Source organism: Pseudoxanthomonas sp. SORGH_AS_0997, assembly GCF_031453535.1.
GTDB lineage: Bacteria > Pseudomonadota > Gammaproteobacteria > Xanthomonadales > Xanthomonadaceae > Pseudoxanthomonas_A > Pseudoxanthomonas_A winnipegensis.
Genome location: NZ_JAVIZI010000001.1, coordinates 3,442,207 through 3,465,636 on the forward strand (window position 1 = coordinate 3,442,207; position 23,430 = coordinate 3,465,636).

20 protein-coding genes and 2 pseudogenes are annotated in these 23,430 nt (G+C 70.0%); 10 read left to right on the forward strand and 12 right to left on the reverse strand.

Annotated features, from left to right (window positions below):
• Nucleotides 1-12: 12 nt before the first annotated feature.
• Nucleotides 13-2,265 (reverse strand): TonB-dependent receptor, encoded by a 2,253-nt coding sequence (locus tag QE438_RS15025; protein WP_306994550.1) that lies wholly within the window; start codon nt 2,263-2,265, stop codon nt 13-15.
• Between the two features lie 285 nt (nt 2,266-2,550).
• Nucleotides 2,551-4,080 carry an aldehyde dehydrogenase gene (gene adh, locus QE438_RS15030; protein ID WP_130532266.1) on the reverse strand — a complete coding sequence of 510 codons (1,530 nt, stop codon included), beginning with the start codon at nt 4,078-4,080 and terminating at the stop codon, nt 2,551-2,553.
• 240 nt (nt 4,081-4,320) lie between these two features.
• On the opposite strand from adh, the gene QE438_RS15035 reads away from it, so the two are divergent.
• Nucleotides 4,321-6,225: a sigma-54-dependent Fis family transcriptional regulator gene (locus QE438_RS15035; RefSeq protein WP_306994548.1), complete on the forward strand. Its 1,905-nt coding sequence runs from the start codon at nt 4,321-4,323 to the stop codon at nt 6,223-6,225.
• Nucleotides 6,226-6,463: 238 nt separating this feature from the next.
• The gene (locus QE438_RS15040) at nt 6,464-7,378 is read left to right on the forward strand and encodes an NmrA family NAD(P)-binding protein (protein WP_306994546.1); all 915 of its coding nucleotides are present in this window, start codon (nt 6,464-6,466) and stop codon (nt 7,376-7,378) included.
• A 64-nt stretch (nt 7,379-7,442) separates the two neighbouring features.
• On the opposite strand, the gene QE438_RS15045 is transcribed toward QE438_RS15040, so the two are convergent.
• The 5 genes from QE438_RS15045 to phhA form a co-directional block, all read right to left on the reverse strand.
• Nucleotides 7,443-7,757, reverse strand: a complete 315-nt coding sequence (locus QE438_RS15045) for a hypothetical protein (RefSeq protein WP_306994545.1) — start codon at nt 7,755-7,757, stop codon at nt 7,443-7,445.
• A gap of 79 nt (nt 7,758-7,836) precedes the next feature.
• The gene (locus QE438_RS18930) at nt 7,837-8,916 is read right to left on the reverse strand and encodes an HAD-IA family hydrolase (RefSeq protein ID WP_343228802.1); all 1,080 of its coding nucleotides are present in this window, start codon (nt 8,914-8,916) and stop codon (nt 7,837-7,839) included.
• 385 nt (nt 8,917-9,301) lie between these two features.
• A complete protein-coding gene (locus tag QE438_RS15055) occupies nt 9,302-10,273 on the reverse strand; it encodes an alpha/beta hydrolase (RefSeq protein WP_306996262.1) in 972 nt (323 codons plus the stop codon).
• Nucleotides 10,274-10,371: 98 nt separating this feature from the next.
• Entirely contained in the window at nt 10,372-10,815 is a 444-nt protein-coding gene (locus QE438_RS15060; protein WP_306994543.1) for a hypothetical protein, read from the reverse strand.
• Nucleotides 10,816-10,881: 66 nt separating this feature from the next.
• A complete protein-coding gene (gene phhA, locus QE438_RS15065) occupies nt 10,882-11,772 on the reverse strand; it encodes a phenylalanine 4-monooxygenase (protein ID WP_130524090.1) in 891 nt (296 codons plus the stop codon).
• 132 nt (nt 11,773-11,904) lie between these two features.
• Here phhA and QE438_RS15070 point away from each other — a divergent pair, with 132 nt between their 5' ends.
• The 5 genes and pseudogenes from QE438_RS15070 to QE438_RS18940 all read left to right on the forward strand — a co-directional run bounded on the left by QE438_RS15070 (nt 11,905) and on the right by QE438_RS18940 (nt 14,496).
• A complete protein-coding gene (locus tag QE438_RS15070) occupies nt 11,905-12,384 on the forward strand; it encodes an Lrp/AsnC family transcriptional regulator (protein WP_306994541.1) in 480 nt (159 codons plus the stop codon).
• 12 nt (nt 12,385-12,396) lie between these two features.
• Nucleotides 12,397-12,762, forward strand: a complete 366-nt coding sequence (locus tag QE438_RS15075) for a glyoxalase (protein WP_306994540.1) — start codon at nt 12,397-12,399, stop codon at nt 12,760-12,762.
• Between the two features lie 9 nt (nt 12,763-12,771).
• Complete coding sequence (locus QE438_RS15080; RefSeq protein WP_306994538.1) at nt 12,772-13,386, forward strand: glutathione S-transferase N-terminal domain-containing protein; 615 nt, start codon at nt 12,772-12,774, stop codon at nt 13,384-13,386.
• Between the two features lie 18 nt (nt 13,387-13,404).
• Nucleotides 13,405-13,683: pseudogene (locus tag QE438_RS18935) on the forward strand (TfoX/Sxy family protein); the annotation flags it as partial.
• Nucleotides 13,684-13,851: 168 nt separating this feature from the next.
• On the forward strand, nt 13,852-14,496 hold the full coding sequence (locus QE438_RS18940) for a Vat family streptogramin A O-acetyltransferase (RefSeq protein WP_306994534.1): 645 nt from the start codon (nt 13,852-13,854) through the stop codon (nt 14,494-14,496).
• Nucleotides 14,497-14,523: 27 nt separating this feature from the next.
• Here QE438_RS18940 and QE438_RS15090 read toward each other — a convergent pair whose 3' ends face one another.
• The gene (locus QE438_RS15090) at nt 14,524-15,462 is read right to left on the reverse strand and encodes a LysR substrate-binding domain-containing protein (RefSeq protein WP_306994532.1); all 939 of its coding nucleotides are present in this window, start codon (nt 15,460-15,462) and stop codon (nt 14,524-14,526) included.
• Nucleotides 15,463-15,565: 103 nt separating this feature from the next.
• On the opposite strand from QE438_RS15090, the gene QE438_RS15095 reads away from it, so the two are divergent.
• The gene (locus QE438_RS15095; RefSeq protein ID WP_306994531.1) at nt 15,566-15,760 is read left to right on the forward strand and encodes a hypothetical protein; all 195 of its coding nucleotides are present in this window, start codon (nt 15,566-15,568) and stop codon (nt 15,758-15,760) included.
• A gap of 72 nt (nt 15,761-15,832) precedes the next feature.
• Here the strand turns inward: QE438_RS15095 and QE438_RS15100 are convergent.
• Nucleotides 15,833-18,065 (reverse strand): annotated as a pseudogene (locus QE438_RS15100) (NADP-dependent isocitrate dehydrogenase).
• Between the two features lie 358 nt (nt 18,066-18,423).
• Here QE438_RS15100 and QE438_RS15105 point away from each other — a divergent pair.
• Nucleotides 18,424-19,590, forward strand: a complete 1,167-nt coding sequence (locus QE438_RS15105; RefSeq protein ID WP_306994527.1) for a class I SAM-dependent rRNA methyltransferase — start codon at nt 18,424-18,426, stop codon at nt 19,588-19,590.
• 19 nt (nt 19,591-19,609) lie between these two features.
• Here the strand turns inward: QE438_RS15105 and QE438_RS15110 are convergent, their stop codons facing one another.
• Genes QE438_RS15110 through QE438_RS15120 form a run of 3 tightly spaced genes read right to left on the reverse strand, consistent with a single transcriptional unit; the run spans nt 19,610 to nt 21,926 of the window.
• Nucleotides 19,610-19,972 (reverse strand): hypothetical protein, encoded by a 363-nt coding sequence (locus QE438_RS15110; protein WP_130520471.1) that lies wholly within the window; start codon nt 19,970-19,972, stop codon nt 19,610-19,612.
• A gap of 28 nt (nt 19,973-20,000) precedes the next feature.
• Nucleotides 20,001-21,410: an XVIPCD domain-containing protein gene (locus tag QE438_RS15115; RefSeq protein WP_306994525.1), complete on the reverse strand. Its 1,410-nt coding sequence runs from the start codon at nt 21,408-21,410 to the stop codon at nt 20,001-20,003.
• An 18-nt stretch (nt 21,411-21,428) separates the two neighbouring features.
• Nucleotides 21,429-21,926: a hypothetical protein gene (locus QE438_RS15120; RefSeq protein ID WP_306994522.1), complete on the reverse strand. Its 498-nt coding sequence runs from the start codon at nt 21,924-21,926 to the stop codon at nt 21,429-21,431.
• Nucleotides 21,927-22,345: 419 nt separating this feature from the next.
• On the opposite strand from QE438_RS15120, the gene QE438_RS15125 reads away from it, so the two are divergent.
• Nucleotides 22,346-23,314: a LysR family transcriptional regulator gene (locus QE438_RS15125; RefSeq protein ID WP_306994520.1), complete on the forward strand. Its 969-nt coding sequence runs from the start codon at nt 22,346-22,348 to the stop codon at nt 23,312-23,314.
• The last annotated feature ends 116 nt before the right edge of the window (nt 23,315-23,430 follow it).

The following is a 23,430-nucleotide window of genomic DNA, read 5'->3' on the forward strand; positions in this document are numbered from 1 at the left end:
GGATGCGGTGGACTAGAAGCGGTAGCGGGCCCCGACCCAGCCACCGCGCGGGGCGCCCGGCCCCAGGAACCGGGGATCGGAATCCCCGGGGAAGACGTCGCCCGGCTCGCCCAACGTGCCGAAGCTGGCGTAGCGCTTGCCGGTGAGGTTCTCGATGCGCGCGCTCAGCTGCAGGCGCGGGGTCACGTCCCAACGCGCGTGCAGGCCGAACAGCGCATAGCCGCCGAGCGGTGCGAGCTGGTTGGACTCGTCGCCGCGCAGGTACTGGTTGCTGCGGTACTGGCCATCGATGCCGATGCGCAGGGCGTCGCTCAGCGCGAACTCGACCCCGGCCTTGAGCTGGTGCCGCGACAGGCCCGGGATGCGATCGCCGCGCTGCACGGTGATCTGCCCGTCGGCGTCGGCCTGCGGGTTGTGGACCGCGTTCTCGGTGAAGCCGTCCTGGTAGGTCGCATCCAGCCACACGTAGCTGGCCGACCACTCCACCCGGTCGCCCGCCAGGCGGCCCTGTGCGGACAGCTCCAGGCCCTGGCGGCGGGTGTCGCCGACATTGGCGAAGAAGCCCTCGTTGGAGGTCGCCCCGCCGACGGCCTGGAACAGGATGTCGTCATGGCTGGTGGTGCGGAACACGCCCGCCTGCCACTGCACGCCGGCGCCGCGGCCGCGCAGGCCGGCCTCCCAGCTCTTGGCCACCACCTGGTCGAGCGGCGGATCGGCGACGAACTGGTTGGGCAGCTTGCACGGCGCGTCCTCGTCCGAGCAGGTCAGTTCCACCGGCGTGGGCGCGCGGGTGGACTCGCTGTAGCTGCCATAGGCGGTGAGCGAAGTGCTCAACTTCCAGGCCAGGCCCGCGGCCGGATTCAGGCGCGAGAACACGTGCTCGCCGTTGAGGTCCGGGTTCTCGCCCGAGCGATCGGCGATGCGCGTGCGGGTGTGGTTGTAGCGGGCCGAGACGGTCAGCGCCAGCGCGTCGGTGAGGCTGAAGGTGTCGGTGGCGTACCAGGCGTAGGTGCGTGTGCTGGCGAACACGTCCAGCGCCTCATCGGGAATCTGCAGGCCCGAATCGCGCGAGGTGCTGCGGTCCTCCAGCAGCACCGCCGGCGCGACGATGCTGGAATAGCGCACGTTGCCGCTGAGCCAGTCGCCGCCGAGCACCAGCTGGTTGTCGTGGCCGCCGAGCGGGCGCGAGAACACCAGCTGCACGTTGCCACCATGCGCGCGCTGGCGGCGGTGGCCGATGTTGTTCACCGCATCGTATTCGGAGGAGACCGGATCACCGTTCTGGTCGGTGACGAAGGCCTGCTGGCCCTGGTCGTCCTCGTCCTCGCACAGGAAGGCGGGATCGTCCTCGCAGGCTTCCGCATCGCTGGTGTCGCCGTTGAACGAGCGCGTCTTGACCGTGCGCTGGTAGGCCATCGCGCTCAGCACCAGGTCGTCGGCGATGTCGTAGCGGCCGTGCAGGCTGGCCTGGGTCAGGTCGTTCTGCGTCTGGTCCGGCGCGGTGAAGATGCTGGCGTAGTCGCGGCGCATGGCTTGGATCGACTGCGCGCCGTTGCCGGTGAGATTGGTCCTGGCCTTGGCCAGATCCAGATCCAGCGCGGCGCGCTCGCCGCGCCAGCCGAAGTTGGCCATGTATTGGCGGGCGTGGGTGGGCGAGAGATCGCGCCAGCCCTGCTCGTACAGATGGTCGGCCAGCACGTAGTAGCCCAGCGTGCCGTTGTTGCCGCCGGACTCGACGCTGGCCACCTCGCGGCCGAACGAGCCGGCCTCATACGACAGCGCCGTGCCCGGATCGTCGAAGCCGTTCTTGGACCGCAGCACGATCGCCCCGCCCAGCGTGTTCAGACCGAACACCGGATTGGCGCCGGTGACCACGTCCAGCCGGTCGATGCCCTGCTGCGGCAGCAGGTCCCAGTTGACCGTGTCGCCGAAGACCTCGTTGACGCGCACGCCGTCCTGGTAGACCGCGATGCCCTGGGCGATGCCCAGCAGCGGCGAGCCGGTGAAGCCGCGGAACTGCACATCCGGCTGCAGCGGATTGCCCTGCACGCTGTTGAGGCTGATGCCGGCCACCTGGCGATCCATGGCCTCGGTCAGGTCGACCGAGGTCATCCGGTCCAGCTGGTCCGCATCCAGCCCACGCACCGGATAGGGCGACTTGTCCGCCGGCAGCGTGGCATCGCCATTGGGCGTCACGCCGACCACGTCGAGCGTGGGCAGCGTGGTGATGCCGGGTGTGGCGGTGTCGGCGGCCAGCGCGGGCATGAGGGCGGGGCAGGCTCCAAGCAGGGCCAGCGCCAGCGCACGGCTCAGCGCGCGCCGCGACGGCATCCGCTGCGGGCAAGGGGTGGAAGACGGGGTGCGAGGACGGGCAGCGGCCGGCATCTGCCGGACACCGCTTCGCCGCTGGTCGTCGTTGCAGACGGCCATGTGGAGCTCCTTGAGCGCGGTTGCAGGGGCCGTGGCGCGCCGGCCTGGGGTCAGGTCGGCGCACCGCGGCGATGGATCGCATCCCGACGCGGGGAGGTGCGATGCGATCCTTCCAACCGGTCAGAAGAAGCCGAGCTTCTTCGGCGAGTAGCTCACCAGCAGGTTCTTGGTCTGCTGGTAGTGGTCGAGCATCATCTTGTGCGTCTCGCGGCCGATGCCCGACTGCTTGTAGCCGCCGAAGGCCGCATGCGCCGGGTAGGCGTGATAGCAGTTGGTCCACACGCGGCCGGCCTGGATCGCGCGGCCCATGCGGTACAGACGCGAGGCGTCGCGGCTCCACACGCCGGCGCCCAGGCCGTAGAGCGTGTCGTTGGCGATGGCCAGCGCCTCGGCCTCGTCCTTGAAGGTCGTCACCGACACCACCGGCCCGAAGATCTCCTCCTGGAAGATGCGCATCTTGTTGTGGCCCTTGAACACGGTCGGCTTGACGTAGAAGCCGCCCTCCAGCTCGCCCGGCAGCTTGTTCTGCGCACCGCCGGTGAGGACTTCGGCGCCTTCCTGCTTGCCGATATCGATGTAGGACAGGATCTTCTCCAACTGCTCGCCGGAGGCCTGCGCGCCGATCATGGTGTTGGGGTCCAGCGGGTTGCCCTGCTTGATCGCCTCCACGCGGGCGATGACCTTCTCCATGAATTTCTCGTAGATCGATTCCTGGATCAGCGCGCGCGAGGGGCAGGTGCAGACCTCGCCCTGGTTGAAGGCGAACAGCACGAAGCCCTCCACCGCCTTGTCCAGGAAATCGTCGTCCTCGGCCATCACGTCGGCGAAGAAGATGTTGGGCGACTTGCCGCCCAGCTCCAGCGTCACGGGGATCAGGTTCTGCGAGGCGTACTGCATGATCAGCCGGCCGGTGGTGGTCTCGCCGGTGAAGGCGATCTTGGCGATGCGCGGGCTGGAGGCCAGCGGCTTGCCCGCTTCCAGGCCGAAGCCGTTGACCACGTTGAGCACGCCCGGCGGCAGAAGGTCGCCGATGACTTCCATCAGCACCAGGATCGAGGCCGGGGTCTGCTCGGCGGGCTTGAGCACCACGCAGTTGCCCGCAGCCAGCGCCGGGGACAGCTTCCAGCACGCCATCAGCAGCGGGAAGTTCCACGGGATGATTTGGCCGACCACGCCCAGCGGCTCGTGGAAGTGATAGGCGATGGTGTCCTTGTCGATCTCCGAGATGCTGCCTTCCTGCGCGCGCAGCACGCCGGCGAAGTAGCGGAAGTGGTCGGCGCACAGCGGCACGTCGGCGTTGAGCGTCTCGCGGATCGGCTTGCCGTTGTCCCAGGTCTCCGCGTAGGCCAGCAGCTCGAGGTTGGCCTCGATGCGGTCGGCGATCTTCAGCAGGATGTTGGCGCGCTCGGTCGGCGAGGTGGCGCCCCAGGCGTCCTTGGCGGCATGCGCGGCATCCAGCGCGGCGTCCACGTCCTGCGCGTTGGAGCGCGGGATCTGGGTGAAGGCCTTGCCGGTCACCGGCGTGATGTTGTCGAAGTACTGGCCGCTCTTCGGCTCGACCCACGCGCCGCCGATGAAGTTGGCGTAGCGCTTCTTGAAGATGGACTGCGGGTCGGTGGACATCGGCTTGGTGCTGGTGACGGCGTTCATGGCGTTCTCCTAGTGCGGGGTGTGTGTCGCCCAATGGGTGTGCCCAATAGCGCAAGCCCGATGCCAAAAACGCGGTGCTGCGCCGCGTCACGACCCTGGGCCGCGGCGGGCCGAGTTTCATGCCCCGCGGCTGTTGCGGCGCACCACGTCCACCCGTTGCAAGCGTCGACGCGCTGTGATGTTTATTGGGACATCGCCCCGTTGCGCTGTCGCAAAATGCGACACCTTGAGGAGTTGGGAATGGCACAGCCGCTGACTGCTTCGGATCGCGCCCTGGGCGCCGCACGCCGCGCGTTCTTCGAACACGGCGGCGCGCCGGTGGGCAAGGTGCCCGACACCATCCTGCGCTCCTGGGTGCGCTGCCAGCGCCTGGGCCTGCCGGCGCAGGGCGCGCCGCAGATCGAGCCGGTCAGCGCCGCCCGCCTGAGCGAGATGCGCGAGCGCCACGAAAAACTCTGGCGCCTGGCGCGCGCCGAGCTGGAGCTGCTGTCCTCCGACGCGGCGGCCACCGGCAGCATCGTCATCCTCACCGACGAGGACGGCTGGATCCTCGATGCCGAGGGCAGCGCCAGCTTCCTCGATCGCGCCGGCCGCGTGGCGCTGATGCCCGGCGCCTGCTGGAACGAGGCCCAGGTCGGCACCAACGCCATCGGCACGGCCATCGTCGAAGGCCGCCCGGTGGTCGTCCACGGCGGCGAGCACTACCTGGCCCCGCACGGCATCTTGAGCTGCTCGGCCACGCCGATCTTCGATCCCTACGGCACGCGCATCGGCGTGCTGGACATCTCCGGCGACGCGCGCGTCTCGCACATGCACGCGCTGGGGCTGGCGCGGATGGCGGTGGCCAGCATCGAGCATCGCTACTTCGACGACGGCATCCCCGATGCCGAGCTGCTGCGCCTGCACCGCGACCCGGCGCTGCTGGGCACCGCGCGCGAGGGCCTGCTGGCCTTCCGCAACGGCAAACTGGTGGCCGCCAACCAGGCCGGCCTGCAGCTGTTCGGCCTGGAGCGCGGCGAACTGGGCCGCGCTTCCTACACCGGCCTGTTCGCCGACGCGCCCAGCCGGCTGCGCGACGACGGCGTGCTGCTCGACCGCCAGGGCCGCGCGCTGCACGGCCGCGTCGAGGACGGCCAGGCCCGTGCCCGGCGCCCGGCCGCGCGGCCGCCGATCACCGTCTCGGCCGCCGTCGACCCGCAGGCCAGCGACGCGCCGCTGTTCGACGCCGAGCAGGACGCCGCGCTGGCGCGCGCCCGGCGCGTGCTCGATGCCGGCCTGCCCGTGCTGGTGCAGGGCCAGACCGGCACCGGCAAGGAAGTCTTCGCACGCGAACTGCATCGCCGCTGCGCGCGCGCCGGCCGGCCCTTCGTCGCGGTCAACTGCGCCGCCCTGCCCGAAGGCCTGATCGAGGCCGAACTGTTCGGCTACGAGGACGGCGCCTTCACCGGCGCGCGCAAGCACGGCAACCCCGGCCTGCTGCGCCAGGCCGATGGCGGCGTGCTGTTCCTGGACGAGATCGGCGACATGCCGCTGGCGCTGCAGCCGCGGCTGCTGCGCGTCCTGCAGGAGCGCGAGCTGCTGCCGCTGGGCGGCGGCAAGCCGGTCAAGCTGGACTTCGCCCTGATCTGCGCCACCCACCGCGAGCTGGACCAGGCCATCGCCGAGGGCCGCTTCCGCCCCGACCTGTACTACCGCATCGCCCACCACACCGTGCGCATCCCCGCGCTGGCCGAACACGGCGATCGCGCCGGGCTGGTGCGCGCGCTCTGGCAGCGCCTGGGCCAGGGCCGGCGCCTGACCGACGACGCCCACGCGCTGCTGGCCAGCTACGACTGGCCCGGCAATCTGCGCCAGCTCAGCGCCTGCCTGCGCACCCTGGTGGCGCTCAGCGAACCGGGCGAGACCATCGGCGCGGACATGCTGCCCTCCTACCTGCACATCCAGCGTCCGGCGCTGCCCGTCGCCCCGGCCGCGCTCGCCGCCCCGGCCAGCGCGCAGGACCTGGACGCCCTGGCCGAAGCCGCGATGCGCCAGGCCCTGGCCGACTGCGAAGGCAACGTCACCCGCGCCGCGCGCAAGCTCGGCATCAGCCGCAGCACCCTCTATCGCCGCCTGGGCCAGGACCTGCGCGATACCACGCACTGACGGCCTGAACACAGGCGGAGATGACGTGGGCCGCTGTGCGGCTGCTAGACTGCGCCGGTCGAAATGGCAGCGCTTGGTCTGGGTAGGCCCAAGCCCTTTTCTCTCCCCGAGGAAAGCTCTGGCCACACCGTCACGGTGTGCGCCCCCGACAGTCCCGCGCCCTTGTGCGCTTGCGGGCCTGTTCGGTGCCATCGCTCGCGATCCGGTTCCATCAGGCCCCCCTGCAGGAGTCGAATCGATGCGCTTTTCCGATCCCCCAATGCACCGCGTGCTCGTCTATCTCGCCAACGGCGTTCAGGGCAGCGCCGTCGTGCGGGCCGCGCTCGCGCGTGGCTTCGCCGTGCGCGCCATGGTGCGTCGCCGCGCCCACACCGTCTGGTCGTCCGTAAGCGGCGTCGAAACCGTCGAGGCGGACCTCGACGATCTGGACGCCTTGCGCGCCGCCAGCGTCGGCGTGGATGCCGTGGTGCTGCAGATTCCCACCGGCCCGTCCGACACCATGGTGGCGCAGGCGCGGCGCGCGGCACAGGCGACCGTCGCGGCCGGCGTGGGTGCGGTGGTGCTGAAGCTCGCCAGCGCGAGCCGCCCGGCGCCCTGCGCCGAACCGAGCTTCGTTGGCAATGCGCGGGTGGAAGCGGCGCTGCGCGAGGCGGGGCTGTCGTTCGCGTGCGTGCGTCCGACAATGTATCTGGACAACCTGCTCAAGCCGTCGGCGCGCAGGGAGATCGTCGAGGACGGCGTGTTCTCGCCCCCGATCGCGGCCACCCAGCGCATCGCCTGGACCTCGGCCGACGACTGCGCGCGCGCTGCCGTCGCCCTGTTGGGAAGCGGCGCGACGGGCGACTACCGGATCGGCGGCGCGCGCGACCTGGACGGGCCCGCGCTGGCGGCCTGCCTGAGCGAGGGGCTGGGCCGGCCTGTCGTCTACCGGGCGCAGCCGGTCGATGCATTCGAGCAGGAGGTGGAGGCCGCCCTGGGCGCTGGCATGGGCGCGCGGATCGCGTCCAAGTTCCGCTACTTCGCCTCCTTTCCGGATGAGGCCGACGCGATCCTCACCCAATCAGGTCCGTCCCCCTTCCCGCTGGCGGATCTCGAACGCACCGATGTCACGGCCTGGGTGCGGCGTCACCGCGCCGCGTTCCTGGAGGATTAGCGCGGGCGGTCTGCCCCGGCGTTGGCCGAAATGGAGACCGCTCTCCGGAGCGCCGCGGGCCGCTTCAGGCGGCCGTGGCCTGCTGCCCGGCCTGACGTCGCAGCATCGCGTCCATCAGGGCGCGCATGCGGGCGAGGTCGCGCTGGGCGGTTTCCAGCACGCGCGGCTCGTTCGCTTCGAGCAGACGCTGGGCCGCCTCGGCGACGTCATGCAGCACCGCCGCCGCGTCCATGTCCAGGAAGATGCGCAGGCTGCGCACGTGGCGCTGGAGTGCCTGCTGCAAGGCCAGGTTGGCGCTGCCGGCGCAGGCCGCGATCGCGTCCAGGGTCAGGTCAAGCTGGGCCAGTTCGTCGAACAGCTCATCGGCATTGGGGCGCATCGGTCGTATCCGGCAGATCCCCTGTTCAGAACAGGAACGGGGTTCGCAGGATCCTCCGGTCAGCACCGTGAACGCCGGGTTAGGGCGGCCCGGTAGCGGCGTGGCGCGTCAGCCGGCGTCCAGCAACTGCAGGCCGTCGGGCGTCACGCGCGCCTGGAGCGCCAGGTAGTCGCGCACCTGCCGGTGCGGCGTCTCCAGCGGATGCATGCGCGGCCTGGATCACCAGCACGTCCGCGCCGGCGGCCTCGGCCGCGGCGATGCCGGCCGGCGCGTCCTCGAACACCAGGCAGTCCTCGGCGGCCACGCCCAGCCGCGCCGCGGCCAGGCGATAGCCGGCCGGATCGGGCTTGCCGTGGACCACGTCCTCGGCAGTGACCAGCACCGCCGGCGGCGCCAGGCCGGCGGCCTGCATGCGGCGCAGCGCCAACGCCCGCGGCGCCGAGGTCACCACCGCCCAGCGCGTGGCCGGCAGGCCCGCGATGAACGCCGCCGCGCCGGCGATGGGCGCGACGCCCTCGACGTCGGCGATCTCATCGCGCGTGATGCCTTCCGCCTCGGCCTGCGCATCCACGCCCGGCAGGCCGAGGCCAGCGATGGTGTCGATGGCCCGCGCGCCGTGGATGGTCGGCACGAACGTGGCCGGGTCCAGGCCATGCCGCAGCGCCCAGCGCGTCCACACGCGCTCGGCGGCGGCGATCGATGTCAACAGCGTGCCATCCATATCGAACAGGAAGGCGGGGTAAAGCGCAGAGGGATTCAAGAAGCACAACCGAAGCGACGCACGGGGCCACCAGCCTACCGCCTCACCCGCAGGCCACGCGCGAAGGCCCGCGCGACCCGACACGCTGTTCGCGCCTCTCCCCACCAGCGCGAAGTGCGCCAGTCCCAACCCGTGCAAGAGAGGGAGGAGGCAAGAAGCGCGCGCGGTGCGAGAGGTGTAAGGCGCCTGCCACACACGAGGTGCGCCAGTTCGCAAGACCCGCCCCTCCCCTTTGCGCGGAGCGCAAGGGGGAGGCTGGGAGGGGGCGCTCTTCGCGATGAATCTCCAGCGCCCAAGGCTCCCCGCGAAGAGCGACCCCTCCCCATCCCTCCCCTGCGCCTGAGGCGAAAGGGAGGGGGCAAAAGCGCGCGCGGTGCGAGAGATGGACGACGCTGCCACATGCGGGGTGCGCCAGCGCCCAAGATCCGCCCCTCCCCTTTGCGCGCAGCGCAAGGGGGAGGCTGGGAGGGGGCGCTCTTCGCGGTGAATCTACGGCGCCCAAGGCTCCCCGCGAAGAGCGACCCCTCCCCATCCCTCCCCTTCGCCTGCGGCGAAAGGGAGGGGGCAAAAGCGCGCGCGGTGCGAGGGGTGGACGGCGCCTGCCACATGCGAGGTGCGCCAGTTCGCAAGACCTGCCCCTCCCCTTTGCGCGCAGCGCAAGGGGGAGGCTGGGAGGGGGGCTCTTCGCGGTGAATCTCCGGCCCCCAAGGCTCCCCGCGAAGAGCGACCCCTCCCCATCCCTCCCCTTCGCCTGCGGCGAAAGGGAGGGGGCCAAAAGCTTTTCTCAGCGCGCTTGTGCCTGCGCCGTCTGCCAGGCCATCCAATCCACCGCCAACCGCGGCCAGGCCGCCAGGGGCAGGCCCTGGATGCGACGCACGCCGAAGCCGTGGCCACCCTTGGGGAAGATGTGCAATTCGCTCGACACGCCGGCACCGAGCAGCGCCTGTTCGTACACCAGCGTGTTCTGTACCGGCACCACGTCGTCGTCCTGCGCGGCCAGCAGAAAGGTCGGCGGCGTGCGCGCGCTCACGCGGTTCTGCATGGAGTAGTCGTGCACCAGCTGCGCATCCGGATGCGGGCCCAGCAGGCGCTTGCGCGAGCCGGTATGGCCGATGGCATTGCCCATGTCGATCACCGGATAGATCAGCAGCGCGAAATCCGGCCGCGCGCTGAGGCGGTCGGCGGCATCCACCGGCGCGTACACCGCATCGTCGAAGCGCGTGGACAGACTGGCCGCGACATGGCCACCGGCCGAGAAGCCCATCACCCCCACGCGTGCCGGATCCAGGCCGTCCTCCTTCGCATGCGCCCGGATCAGGCGCAGTGCGCGCTGGGCATCGGCCAGCGGCGCGTTGCGGCCATCGACATGACCCTCGTCCGGCAGCCGGTAGCGCAGCACGAACAGGGTGATGCCGGCCTGCTCGGCGAAGGCAGGCACCAGCGCGCTGCCCTCGTTGTCGATCATGATGTGCGCATAGCCGCCGCCGGGCACCACCAGCAGCGCGCTGCCGTTCGGATGCGCCGGCCGGTAGACGACCATGTACGGCGCGCGGATGCCGCGGATGGAGCGGTCCGGCACCGCCGGATCGTCGCTGTGGTCGACGATGGTCGGCTGCGCCGGCGCGCCTTCCGAGCCCGGCCCGGTGCCACCCGGCCACAGCAGGATCCGGTGTCTGAGCTCTTCGGGGGTTTCGGCCGAAGGCCGCTCGGCGGCCTGCGCCGAGACCGCCACGACCAGCAACAGCAGGACCTGCATCCAACGCATCGCCGTTTCCCTTGCCCAATGGAACAGGCCCGGATGCTAACCCTCGCAGATGGCGCGCTGTCGCGCGGACGCGACACGTGCCGCGAAGCTCAAGGCGATGGGCTCAGGTCCTTCCACTCCTGCGAATCCAGCCGATAGCGGAACTGCGCCGCATTGGTGGGATGGAAATCGGCGCCGCTGAGCAGGAACACGAACCGCTCGCCGGTGGCCGATGCCTTGGCGTGGCCGAGCGTGTTGTGCCAGGCACTCCATTCCGGGATCACCAGCACGGCCGGCACGCGCGTCGCGTCGGTCTGGAGCACGTCCTCGACATGGACGCGATAGCGGATGACGTTGCTGAGTCCCGGCCGGGTGGGTGCCTCGAAGTCGGTGACCGGCCGTCCCTGACCATCGATCATGTCCACCTCGACGTCGCGGCCGACGATGACGTGATCGGACTTGGCCAGGATCTCGGAGAGCGGCAGGTGGACGATCGAGGTCGCATCGGCCGCGCCACCGCAGCACAACGCCAGCAGCAGCATCCATCGCTTCATTGCCACGCCCTCCGGGACCGATGCAGCGAGCTTAGCGCGGCGGTATCCGCTCCGCTTCGCAGCGCCTCACACGTCCCCGCCGTCGGCCCAGCCCTCACCGGTGCCGCGCTGGAACACGCGATCCCGATCCAGCACGCGCCCGGCGGGCAGCGCCTCGGCATGCTCGAGCTCGGCGTAGAGCGGAGTGAAGTCCGGCGCGGTGGCCTGGATCAGCTGTTCGAAACTGTCGATGACGAAGTAGGTCTTCTGGTAGTCGTCGATGCGGTAGCGCGTGCGCATCACCCGCGTCAGGTCGAAGCCGATCCGGTTGGGCGCGGCCGACTCCAGGCAGTACAGCGACTCGCCCTTCGACGAGACGATGCCGGCGCCGTAGATGCGCAGGCCCTGCGGCGTGTCGATCAGGCCGAACTCCACCGTGTACCAGTACAGCCGGGTCAGGTTGACCAGCGCCTGCGGGCCGATGCCATGCGCCTTGACCCCGCCGCGCCCGTAGGCCTGCATGTAGTCGGCGAACAGCGGGTTCATCAGCAGCGGCACATGGCCGAACAGGTCGTGGAACAGGTCAGGCTCGGCGATGTAGTCGATCTGCTCGGGCCGCCGGATCCACCAGGTCACCGGGAAGCGCCGGTGCGCCAGGTGTTCGAAGAAGTCCAGCTCCGGCAGCAGGCCTTCCACGCCCACCAGCTGCCAGCCGGTGGCCGCGCCCAGCACCACGTTGAGATCGTCGAAGCGCGGGATCTCGTCCGCGCTCAGGCCCATCGCATCCTGCGCGGCGAGGAACTCGTCGCATGCGCGGCCCACCAGCAGCGCGCGCTGGCGTTCGAAAAGCTGGCCCCAGGTCCGGTGATCGGCGGCGCTGTAGCTGGCCCAGGGCTGCTCGACCACGGCCGTGGTGTAGACCGGCACATAGCCCTTGTCGGTGAGCTGGTTCTCGACGCGGCGCGGCGTGGTGTCCATGGCGGTCTCCTGCGGGAGGCAAAGGCAGGCTCCCACGCTACCTGCAGGTGCGCGCAACGGGCTTGCGAAAGTTGCAGGATCTGGCGCCCAGGGCGCAATCTTGTTGCGTCATACCATGTTGCAGCGCGACAAATGGACGCAAAAAGCCCGCTCGATCGCACGGATCTTCGTCTGCTGGCCCTGCTGCAGACCGATGGCCGCGCCAGCAACGCCGAGCTGGCCGCGCGCATCAACCTGTCGCCCTCGGCCTGCCTGCGTCGCATCCAGCGCCTGGAGGCGGCCGGCATCATCGCCGGCTACGGCGCCAGGCTGGAGGCGCGCGCGCTGGGCCTGGGCCTGCAGGCCTTCGTGCGCGTCCAGCTGGCCCAGCACGACCAGCCGGCGATCGAGCGCTTCGCCACCGCCGTGACCAGCTGGGACGAGGTCGTCGCCTGCCATGCGCTGACCGGCGACATGGACTATCTGCTGCACATCCTGGTGCGCGACCTGGACCACTTCTCGCGCTTCCTGCTGGACCGGCTGCTGGCCCAGGCCGGCGTGGCCGACGTCAACTCCAGCTTCGTCCTGCGCACCGTCAAGGATGCCGCGGGGATCCCCCTACCCACGACCTGACCGGAGCCGAACATGCAGGCCACCACCTTGACCGCGTTGCAGCCCTTCGTCCCGGGCGGCGCGGATTTCGCCGCCAGCCGGCGCCTGTTCGCCGCGCTGGACTTCGTCGAGGACTGGGAGGCCGGCGATGTGTGCGGATTCCGCAGCGGCCCGGTGTCCTTCATCCTGCAGGACTTCCACGACGACCATGTCGCCCACAACCTGATGCTGCGCGTGGTCGTGCCCGACGTGGACGCGTGGTGGACCGCAATGGCGGGGCGCGGGCTGGAGCAGCGCTTTCCCGGCTTCCGCCTCGGCACGCCGACCGACTTCCCCTGGGGCCGCGAAGTGCACATGATCGACCTGGCCGGCGTGTGCTGGCATATCGCCAGCGACTGAAGCGACGCCATGTTGAAACTGCTCGGCAAGCCCACCTCGATCAACGTGCGCAAGGTGCTGTGGCTGGCGGACGAGCTGGACCTGGCGCTGGCGCATGACGCGATGGACGGCCCCGGCGATGCGGACGCGCTGCGTGCGCTCAATCCCAACGGCCTGGTGCCGGTACTGATCGACGGCAGCGCGGTGCTGTGGGAATCCAACACCGTCTGCCGCTACCTGGCCGCGCGCCAGCGGCGTCACGACCTGCTGCCCGCCGAACCCTTGGCGCGGGCGCGGGTGGAACAGTGGATGGACTGGCAGGCCACCGAGCTCAACGGCGCGTGGCGTCCGGCCTTCATGGCGCTGGTGCGGCGCGCGCCGCTCAGCCAGGACGCCGGCGCGGTGGAAGCCAGCATCTCGGCCTGGAACCGGCTGATGGGCCTGCTGGACGCGCAGCTGGCCACGACCGGCGCCTTCGTCGCCGGCGCGGACTTCACCCTGGCCGACATCGTGCTGGGGCTGTCGGCCAACCGCTGGCGGATGACGCCGATGGCGCGACCGGTGCTGCCGGCCGTCGATGCCTGGATCGCACGCCTGGAGACGCGGGCCGGCTATCGTGCCCATGGCGGCAACGGCATTCCCTGAAGAAGCTTGAGGACACCCATGGCAACCGACGCGGACTTCATCGACTACGTGCACGCCCAGGCCGGGCTGGGCGCGGCGTTGGAATCGAAGAAAATGTTCGGCGAGTACGCGCTGTACCTGGACGGCAAGGTGGTCGCGCTGGTGTGCGACAACCAGGTCTTCCTCAAGCCGACCGCGCCCGGCCGCGGCCTGCTGCACGAGGTGATCGAACAGCCGCCGTACCCGGGCGCCAAGCCGCACTACCTGCTGGCCGACGCGCTGGAGGACACCGACGCGCTGCGGCGCCTGCTGCGCGCCACCGCCGAGGCCTTGCCCCTGCCCAAGCCGAAGGCGGCCAAGAAGGCGCCGGCAAAGAAGGCCGCGGCCAAGAAAGCGCCCCGCCAGGAAGCCTCCGCGCGGCTGACCGCCTCGCCTCCCGCCACTGGTTACCATCGGCGCCCATCCTTCGATGACGAGGCATGCCGCATGCACGGCCCCAGTCCCGAGACCCCGCATCCGATGCAGGGCTTTCCCCAGGTGTGTTTCATCCGCAACACCGTGCGCAACCCGCTGATCGAGATCGGCGAGTACACCTACTACGACGACCCGGAAGACTCCGAAGGCTTCGAGCGCAACGTGCTCTACCACTTTCCCTTCATCGGCGACCGGCTGGTGATCGGCAGGTTCTGCGCGATCGCGCGCGGCGCCAAGTTCATCATGAACGGCGCCAACCACAAGCTGTCCGGCATCTCGACCTATCCGTTCCAGATCTTCGGCCACGGCTGGGAGACGGTGATGCCGCAACCGGGCGAGCTGCCGTACAAGGGCGATACGGTGATCGGCCACGACGTGTGGATCGGCTACGAGGCCCTGATCATGCCGGGCGTGCGCATCGGCAACGGCGCGATCGTCTCGGCGCGCGCGGTGGTCACCGCCGACGTGCCGGCCTACACCATCGTCGGCGGCAACCCCGCGCGGCCGATCAAGGCGCGCTTCGCGCCGGCGCAGGTCGCACGGCTGGAGGCCATCGCCTGGTGGGACTGGCCGGTTGCGCACATCACCGCGCACCTGGACCGGATCGTCGCCGGCGACATCGACGCGCTGGAACGCGTCGCGCCCGCGCGCGACTGACCGCGCTGCTGCACGCGCATGCCGGCTTCAGCGGCGGCGTCGCTGGCGCGCGGCGCTCGCCGTCGTCGTTCTGCCCGGCATCGTCTGCGTCTGTTGCGCGTGCTCCTGTGCCTGGCCGCGCAGCCAGTCGCGGAAGGCGAGGAAACCGCGGTGGTGGGCGGAACGTTCCGGATAGACGAGATAATGCGACCAGGCGGTCTTCAGCCGCCGCGTCGACAGCGGTACCAGATCGCCCGACTCCAGCAGCAGCCGCGCGCGTGTGATCCGGCCCAGGGCCACGCCCACGCCGTCCATGGCGGCGCGATGGTGCGATTCGGAGCTGTTGAGCACGGCCACGTAGCGCGCAGGCGGTGTCAGGCCCTCCTGCGCGAACCAGCGCTCCCACTCGCCGTCCGGGTCGCCGAGCAGCGGCCATTCGACCAGCGGCCGGCGCTTTCCGCCCATGCGCCGGATCAGCGCGGGGCTGGCCATGGGCGTGAGCCATTCCTCGAACAGGGGTTCGGCCATCACTTCGGGCCAGACGCCGTGGCCGATGCGCAGCGCCGCGTCGATCTGCGGCTCGCGGGCGAAGTCCACCAGCGCCTCGCTCGACAGCAGGTTGACCTCGATCTTGGGATGCAGCGCCAGGAACCCGCTCAGCCGTGGCACCAGCCAGGCCGAGGCCATGGAGGGCGTGATGCTCAGTGTCAGCACGTCCTCGCGCCGCGCCGCGTAGGGCGTGAAGGCCTGGGCGATGGCGTCCAGGTGCGGGCCGATGCGATCGAGCAGGCGCTGGCCGTCCCCGGTCACGCGCACGCCGCGCGCGTGCCGTTCCAGCAGGCGGTAGCCCAGGCGCTGCTCGAGGCCGCGCATCTGATGACTGAGCGCGCTGACCGTCAGATGCATCGCGTCGGCGGCACGCGAGAGGTTGCCCAGGCGCGCGGCGATGACGAAGCCATGCAGGGCGTGCAGCGGGGGACGCGACATGGGACTTCCCTTGAGCTGGATTCAAGACTCGCTTGCGAAAGCCTCGCTTCTTGTGGCTCGAGCCTGCGCTTATTGTCGATTTCACTCAAGTGGAGATGTCGATATGAACCTGTTCAAGGCCCTGCTGTTCCACCACGGGCATATCGTCGATGTGGAGCTGGCCCGCTCCCTGGCGGGCGTCGAGCCCGCGCAGGACACCGCCGCGCAACGCGCCCGCAGGATCAAGCGCGCGCGGCGCCTGGCGCGCAATCAGGCCCAGTCGGCGCGCGCGAACGCACCGCTCACCGGGTTCCGCTGAGGACGGCCGCAAACGCAGACGGGCCGCCTGCTTTGCGGCAGGCGGCCCGTCGGGGTCACGCGTCGAGGTGGCTTACTTGCCCAGCTTGGCCAGCGCGTCGTTGAAGGTCTTGCTCGGGCGCATCGCCGCGGCGCACTTGGTGAGGTCCGGGTGGTAGTAACCGCCGATGTCCTGCGGACGGCCCTGGGCACCGTTGAGCTCGGCCACGATGGTGGCCTCCTGCTCGGCCAGCGCCTTGGCCAGCGGGGCGAACTTGGCCTTCAGCTCGGCGTGCTCGTCCTGCGCGGCCAGGGCCTGGGCCCAGTACAGGGCCAGGTAGAAGTGGCTGCCGCGGTTGTCGATCTCGCCGACCTTGCGCGCCGGCGACTTGTTGCTGTCCAGGAACTGGCCGTTGGCCACGTCCAGCGCCTTGGCCAGGGTCAGCGCCGCGGGGTTGTCGTAGGTCTGGCCCAGGTGCTCCAGCGAGGCGGCCAGCGCCAGGAACTCGCCCAGCGAATCCCAGCGCAGGTAGCCCTCTTCGACGAACTGCTGCACGTGCTTGGGCGCGCTGCCGCCGGCGCCGGTCTCGAACAGCCCGCCGCCGGCCATCAGCGGCACGATGGAGAGCATCTTGGCGCTGGTGCCCAGCTCCATGATCGGGAACAGGTCGGTGAGGTAGTCGCGCAGCACGTTGCCGGTGACCGAGATGGTGTCCTCGCCCTTGCGGATGCGTTCCAGCGACAGCGCGGTGGCCTCCACCGGCGAGAGGATGCGGATGTCCAGGCCGGTGGTGTCGTGGTCCTTGAGGTACCGCTCGACCTTGGCGATCAGCTGCGCGTCGTGCGCGCGCTGCGGATCCAGCCAGAACACCGCCGGCGTGCCGCTCAGGCGAGCGCGGGTGACGGCCAGCTTGACCCAGTCCTGGATCGGCGCGTCCTTGGTCTGGCACATGCGCCACACATCGCCGGCTTCCACCGCGTCTTCGAACACCGTCGCGCCGGCATCGTCGGTCACCACCACCTTGCCGTCGCCGGGGATGACGAAGGTCTTGTCGTGGCTGCCGTATTCCTCGGCCTTCTGCGCCATCAGGCCGACGTTGGGCACGCTGCCCATGGTGGCCGGGTCGAACGCGCCGTGCGCCTTGCAGTCCTCGATCACCACCTGGTACACGCCGGCATAGCTGCGGTCGGGGATCACGGCCTTGGTGTCCTGCAGCTCGCCCTTGGCGTTCCACATCTTGCCGCTGTCGCGGATCATCGCCGGCATCGAGGCGTCGATGATGACGTCGCTGGGCACGTGCAGGTTGGTGATGCCCTTGTCGGAGTTGACCATCGCCAGCGCCGGGCGCTTGGCGTACTCGGCCTCCACGTCGGCCTTGATCGCCTCGGCCTGCTCGGCCGGCAGCTTGCCGATCACCGCGTACAGGTCGCCGATGCCGTTGTTGGGGTCGAAGCCCACCGACTTGAGCGCCTCGCCGTGCTTGGCCAGCACGTCCTTGTAGAACTCGCCCACCACGATGCCGAACCAGCACCGGGTCGGAGACCTTCATCATCGTGGCCTTCAGATGCACCGAGAACAGCACGCCCTTGGCCTTGGCGTCCTCGATCTGCGCATCGATGAAGCTGGCCAGCGCCTTGCGGCTGAGCACCGAGGCATCGACCACCTCGCCTTCCTTCACCGCCACCTTGTCCTTGAGCACCGTGCTGCTTCCATCGGCGCCGACGAAGGTGATCTTCAGCGCGCCGGCCGCGCCCAGCGTGGCCGAACGCTCGCTACCGTAGAAGTCGCCGGACTCCATGTGCGCCACATGGGTCTTCGAATCGGAAGACCACTTGCCCATGCGGTGCGGGTGCTTGCGGGCGTAGTTCTTCACCGACAGCGGCGCGCGGCGGTCGGAGTTGCCCTCGCGCAGCACCGGGTTGACCGCGCTGCCCTTGACCCGGTCATAGCGCGCCTTGGCATCCTTCTCCGCGTCGGTCTTGGGCTCGTCGGGGTAGGCCGGCAGCGGATAGCCCTGGTCCTGCAGCTCCTTGATCGCGGCCTTGAGCTGCGGCACCGAGGCGGAGATGTTGGGCAGCTTGATGATGTTGGCTTCGGGCGTGGTGGCCAGCGCGCCCAGTTCGGTCAGGTCGTCGGAGACCTTCTGCGCATCGCTCAGCAGGTCGGGGAATTGCGCCAGGATGCGCCCGGCCAGCGAGATGTCGCGGGTCTCGACCACGATGCCGGCGGTGTCGGTATAGGCGTCGACGATGGGCAGGAACGACTGCGTGGCCAGGAACGGGGCTTCGTCGGTCAGCGTGTACAGGATCTTGGGCGTGCTGGACATTGCGGGCGTTGTCTCTCTTGCAGTGACGGGGCAGCAGGCGCGGGGGCGACTGCACGGGTGACGCCGCCGGTGGCGAAGGCGGCCCGGGCATCGAGGCGGGGGCAGCGGCTGGCGGCGACCAAGCGCGCCATTGTGGCCCCCCGGGCAGGGCGGGGCAAAGCGCCGCAGCCGGCATGCGGGGACCGCAGTGTTCCGGCAGCCGGGACGAGTGCGCTGCCGTAGGCGCCGCCACCTCTCCCAATCAGCTCGCGCCCCCTTGTAGAGCGGAGCTCGCTCCGCTGCTTTTGAGCCGGATCATCGGGAAGGCCCAGCGGAGCAAGCTCCGCTCTACAGGTGCCCGGCCTTCTACAATAGGCCGATGAACATGCCCAATCCTGCCGTCCGCCTGAAGAACGCCTGGCGTTCCAGCCATCCGTGGATCTTCCAGAAACTGGTGGACAAGCCGCCGCAGAAGCCCAAGCCGGGCACCATCGTCGACGTGTTCGGCGTGGACGGCGATTGGGTGGGGCGCGGCTTCTACAACGGCCATTCGCGCATCGCCGTGCGCATCCTGGAGACCGATCCGGACGTGCAGGTCGATGCGGCCTGGTTCCACGACAAGATCGCCCAGGCCGTGTCCCTGCGCCGCGAGGTGCTCAGGCTGGACGAGACCACCGACGCCTGGCGCGTGGTGCATGCCGAAGGCGATGGCCTGTCCGGCCTGGTGGTGGACCGCTACGGCGACCTGATCGTGGTGGAGTTCTTCGCCGCCGGCATGTTCCGCCATCGCGAGTGGATCTTCGACGCGCTGCGCGCGCAGTTCCCGGGCTGTCGCTTCCACAGCTTCGCCGACGAGCACGTGCAGAAGCAGGAGAGCTTCGACTTCCACAGCACCTCGGGCACCGAGAGCGAGGTCATCACCGAATACGGCGTGAAGTTCCGCGCCGACCCGGCCGGTGCGCACAAGACCGGCTTCTTCGCCGACCAGCGCGAGAACCGCCAGTGGCTGAGCCAGCACGTGGCAGGCAAGACCGTGCTCGACCTGTGCTGCAACACCGGTGGCTTCGCCGTGTACGCCGCCGCGCGCGGGGCCAGCGAGGTGCTGGGCGTGGACATCGACCAGGACGTGATCGCCATCGCCAAGGGCAATGCGCGCCTGAACAACGTCAAGCCCAAGTTCGTGCAGGCCGACATCTTCCCTTACCTGCGCGATGCGGCCGCGCGCGGCGATGCCTATGACGTGGTGATCCTGGACCCGGCCAAGATGACGCGCGACCGCGAGCAGGTCATCGCCGCGCTGAAGAAGTACCTGGACATGAACAAGCTCGCGCTGGGCGTGGTCAAGCCCGGCGGGCTGTTCGCCACGTTCTCGTGCACCGGGCTGGTGAGCGAGGAGCAGTTCCTGGACATGCTGCGCCGCGCGGCCTACTTCTCCGGCCGCACCATCCAGATCCTCAAGGTCGCCGGCGCCGGCCCCGACCATCCCTTCATGGCCCACGTGCAGGAATCGCGCTACCTCAAGGCGGTGTTCTGCCGGGTGTTCTAGCGGCGCAGGCCCAAGCGCTTCAGGCCTTGGGCCATTGACGGAAGACCACGCACACCGTGCTCGGGTCGAGCATCGCGAATTCCCGCGCGCCCCACGGCTGCAGTCGCACCGTGGGCAGGTTGGGGTGTAGCCGCTGCGGCGCGCGCGCGGCCAGCTCGGCGTGCACCGCCTCGATGTCGTCGACCTCGATGCCCAGTTCGGGCCGGTCCTTGGCCGCCCACTCGGCGTTCTCCACCAGATAGGCCTTGGCCCCGTCGCGCGCGACCACCGCCATGTCCGCGTCCTGGTACAGCACCGCAAAGCCCAGCGCATCGACGAAGAAGGCCAGCCCGTCCTCCAGCCGGTCGTAGAAGATCTTGGGGATCAGGTTGTGGAATCGCATGGCGACGCACCTTCTGGCGGCTGGGCGCCTAGTGTGTCAGCCGCGCCGGCTCCTGGGCCGGCGCTGACGGCTGCGGGGAGGCCGGCGTCTGGGCGGCGTTGGCCTGCTCGATCCGCTGGATCGACGCGCCCTGCGGGGTCTGCATGGCCTGGCCCGCGTCGATCGAAGCGCGGCGCTGGGCGGGATCCTGCAGCTGGCCCTGGATCACGAACACGTTGACCTGCCCGCCCTCGCCGCCGCGCCCGAGCACGATGTGGTCGGCGCGGCTGATGCCCTGTTCCTTGGCCAGTGCGAGCAGGCTGTGGCTCATGCGGTCGGCATCCTCGCCGCGGGCCAGGCCCTGCGCGGCCACGCCGGCCTCGATCTGCTTGAACAACGCGTGGTCGGGATGGCCGGGCCGCGAGGGCCCTTCGCGCGCCGGCTCGACCATCGGACCGGCCACGCCCTGGAACACGATGGGGACGTGGGTGAAGGTCGTGGCGGTGTGGTCGAAGTGGTGCGCCGTCGGCGGGGTGGTGCTGGTGTCGCGATAGGGCATGGGCGAGGTGTTGCTGCCCAGGTTGAGCCCGTTCTGCTCCATCAGCTTCTCGGACAGATGCAGCTGTTTCAGGTTCATCTGCAGCTGTGCCTTGCCATCGCCATAGGCGCGCTCGGACTGCACGATCACGCCCGTGCCCCAGGCCCCGTAGTAGTTGGCGTAGTCCGAGTTGCCGTGATGGCCCAGCCGCGCCTGGGCCGGCGGGTGATCGAAGTAATTGCGGCCCATGCCCTCGAGGTTGGCCGAGGTCGCCTGCATGTGCAGGTCCTTGCCCAGGGTGATGTTGGGCTTGGCGGCATAGTGGTAGTTGGGCGGCGCGCCGGTGCGGTCGATGAAATCGCCCGCGCGGAAGGGATTGGCGTTGTAGACATCCTCCAGCGTCGCCTTGGGCTTGCCGTGCTGGACCCGGCTGACCAGGGCGTTCCAGCCGGCCACCTCCGCGCCCGCCTCGTCGCGACGGTTGGCGGCGATCAGCGCGCCAAGCGCGGCCGTGTAGTCGTGCGTCGGGCCCTTGCCCTGGGCCACGTGCTTGGCGGCGGCGACGAAGGCCGTGGTGGCCTGCTCGGTCGCGGCGTGGTTGAAGCCGTGCTGCAACTCGTGCCCCAGTACGAAGGTAGGTTCGCCGGCGTCGAAGGGCACGCCCTTGGGCGGACTGGTCAGCATCGACAGAGGCAGACGCATCTCCTTGGCCGTGCCGTTGTACTCGCCCCCGGCATGGGTGCCCAGCGGCAGCGGCACGATGTGCTTGAGATGGCCGAGCTTGACGGCCTGGTTGATCTGGTCGACCAGCGCCGGCGAATGGTTGATCACGCCGGAGAGATTGGCGGCCTGGTCGGCGGTGACGCCGGGCTGTTTGGCGAACGCATCGACCAGCGCCTGTGCTTCCTTGGTCAGTGGCATGTCGGCACTCCCTGGCCGTTAGGGGATGGTCACCGTGCGTACGCAGCGATGCTCGGCGGCACCGTCCGACTCACCCTGCGGATAGACGCTCACCCGCAGGCCCGGCTTGTCGAACCATTCCTTGACCAGGCGCCCGTGCTCGGCGTTGTAGGGCGTGCGGGTGAAGCCCAGCGCCTCGAGCCGCTGGCCGAAGGCGTCGTAGTCCAGCTGGCAGACCGGGGTCATCGCCGCGTCCGCCGAGGCCGGCGCGAAGTTGAACGCGAACTTGGCCGCATCCGGGGCCGTGGCGTCCAGTTCGATCGTGTAGGACCACGGCGGGTCCAGCGCGGCACCGACGCCGTAGCGGGCGCTGCCGTCGCGCGCGCGCTCCAGGCGGATGCCCATCGTCTGCTCGACCCGTGCCGGGGTCAGGTCCGCCAGCGCATGGCTGCCCTGGATCAGGTCGAGCACGCGCTGCAGGACGGCACCCGCCTGCGGGGGCGGCGTGGCGGCGGCGGAAGGGGGGGCGGTGGTCACGGCGGGTTCCTCCTTGGAAGGCGCGGACAGCGGGGCCCGCGAACAGGCCGGCAATGCCACGCAGGCCGCCAGCAGGGGAAGGATCGAAGCGGCAAGGCGCATGGGGGCGGGCAATCCTCACACAGCGGTAGGTCGCTGCTGGCCCCAGGGTGGCATCCAGCCAGGCGAGGGGCCGAGTGAACCACCCGGGCCCGTGCCGTGCAACCTGGGGAGATCGGCGCCGCGCGGCGCTTCGGCCGAAGGTGCAGCGGATGGATCGCCGTGCTCAGGCCACTCGCCGACGCCCGCGCGGTGTCTTGCGCGCCGGCGCGTCGGCTCTGCATGATGCGGCCCTGGGGGCGACCGCGGGGAGGCGGTACGCGACCCAGATCCGGGGCCGCTGCGTGTCCACACCATCGCTTGAAGGATGCCAACCTGCTTTGCAGCGGCTGGACAGCCAGCTGCTGTCCGATCTCTGGTTTTTTCGCGCGGCCGCGCGCGCGGGCAGCATCACCCAGGCCGCCTCCGCGCTGAGCGTGACCCAGGGCGCGGTCAGCCAGCGCGTGCTGCGGCTGGAGGCGCGCCTGGGCGTGCCCCTGTTCGAGCGCCACAACCGCCGCATCTCCCTGACCCGGGCCGGCGAGGTGCTGCTGGCCGCGTTCAACGACGCCTCCGGCACGGTCAACGAGGCGCTGGTGCAGATCGGGCGCCTGCGCCAGCAGACCCTGGTGGTCGCCTGCCCGCCCACCCTGGCCATCGAGTGGCTGATGCCCAATCTGCCCGACCTGTACCGCGGCAGCCCGGGCCTGGAAGTGCACATCCGCGCCGAGATGGTCGCGCCGGACGTCTACTGGATGGAGGACCAGCGGGTCGACCTGGTGATCGGCTACTCGCACGTGCAGGTCAGCGGCCTGCACCAGCTGGCCAGCTTCCGCGAACTGATTTTCCCGGTGTGCTCGCCGGCCACGCTGTCCCGCCTGGAAACGTGCACCGGCGGACGCGAGGTGCTGGCGCTGCACGACGACAACGTCTGGCAGGAAGGCGAGCGCCAGGGCGCCGAGTGGCGCGAGTGGTTCGAAGGGGGCGGCGCGCGCTGCGCCGATGCGTGGAAGATCACCGCCGAGCAGCGCTTCAACCTCGCCTATCTGGCCTACCAGGCCGCGATGTACGGCGACGGCCTGGCGATGGCGCGCTCGGTCAGCGTCGAGCGCATGCTGCAGTCGCGGCAGCTGGTGCCGGCCTGCTGCGTGGTGCCGGTTCCGAGCGCGCACTACCGGATGATGTCGCTGGCGCCGATGCGGGCCGGGTCGGCGCTCGAGCAGCTGGTGCGCTGGCTGCTGCTGCGCATGGAGGCGAGCCAGGCCAGGACGCTGGAGCGGCTCGGGATCAGCGGGAAATCCATTAGCTGACCTGATGCATTCGATAGAAATGCTGCATTGCGATCACGCCGTTTTTACGCAGACCATGTGCGTGCAGGGACCGCAGGCGGATCCCCGCTGACCGGAGCGGTCGGCGGCGTAAGGGG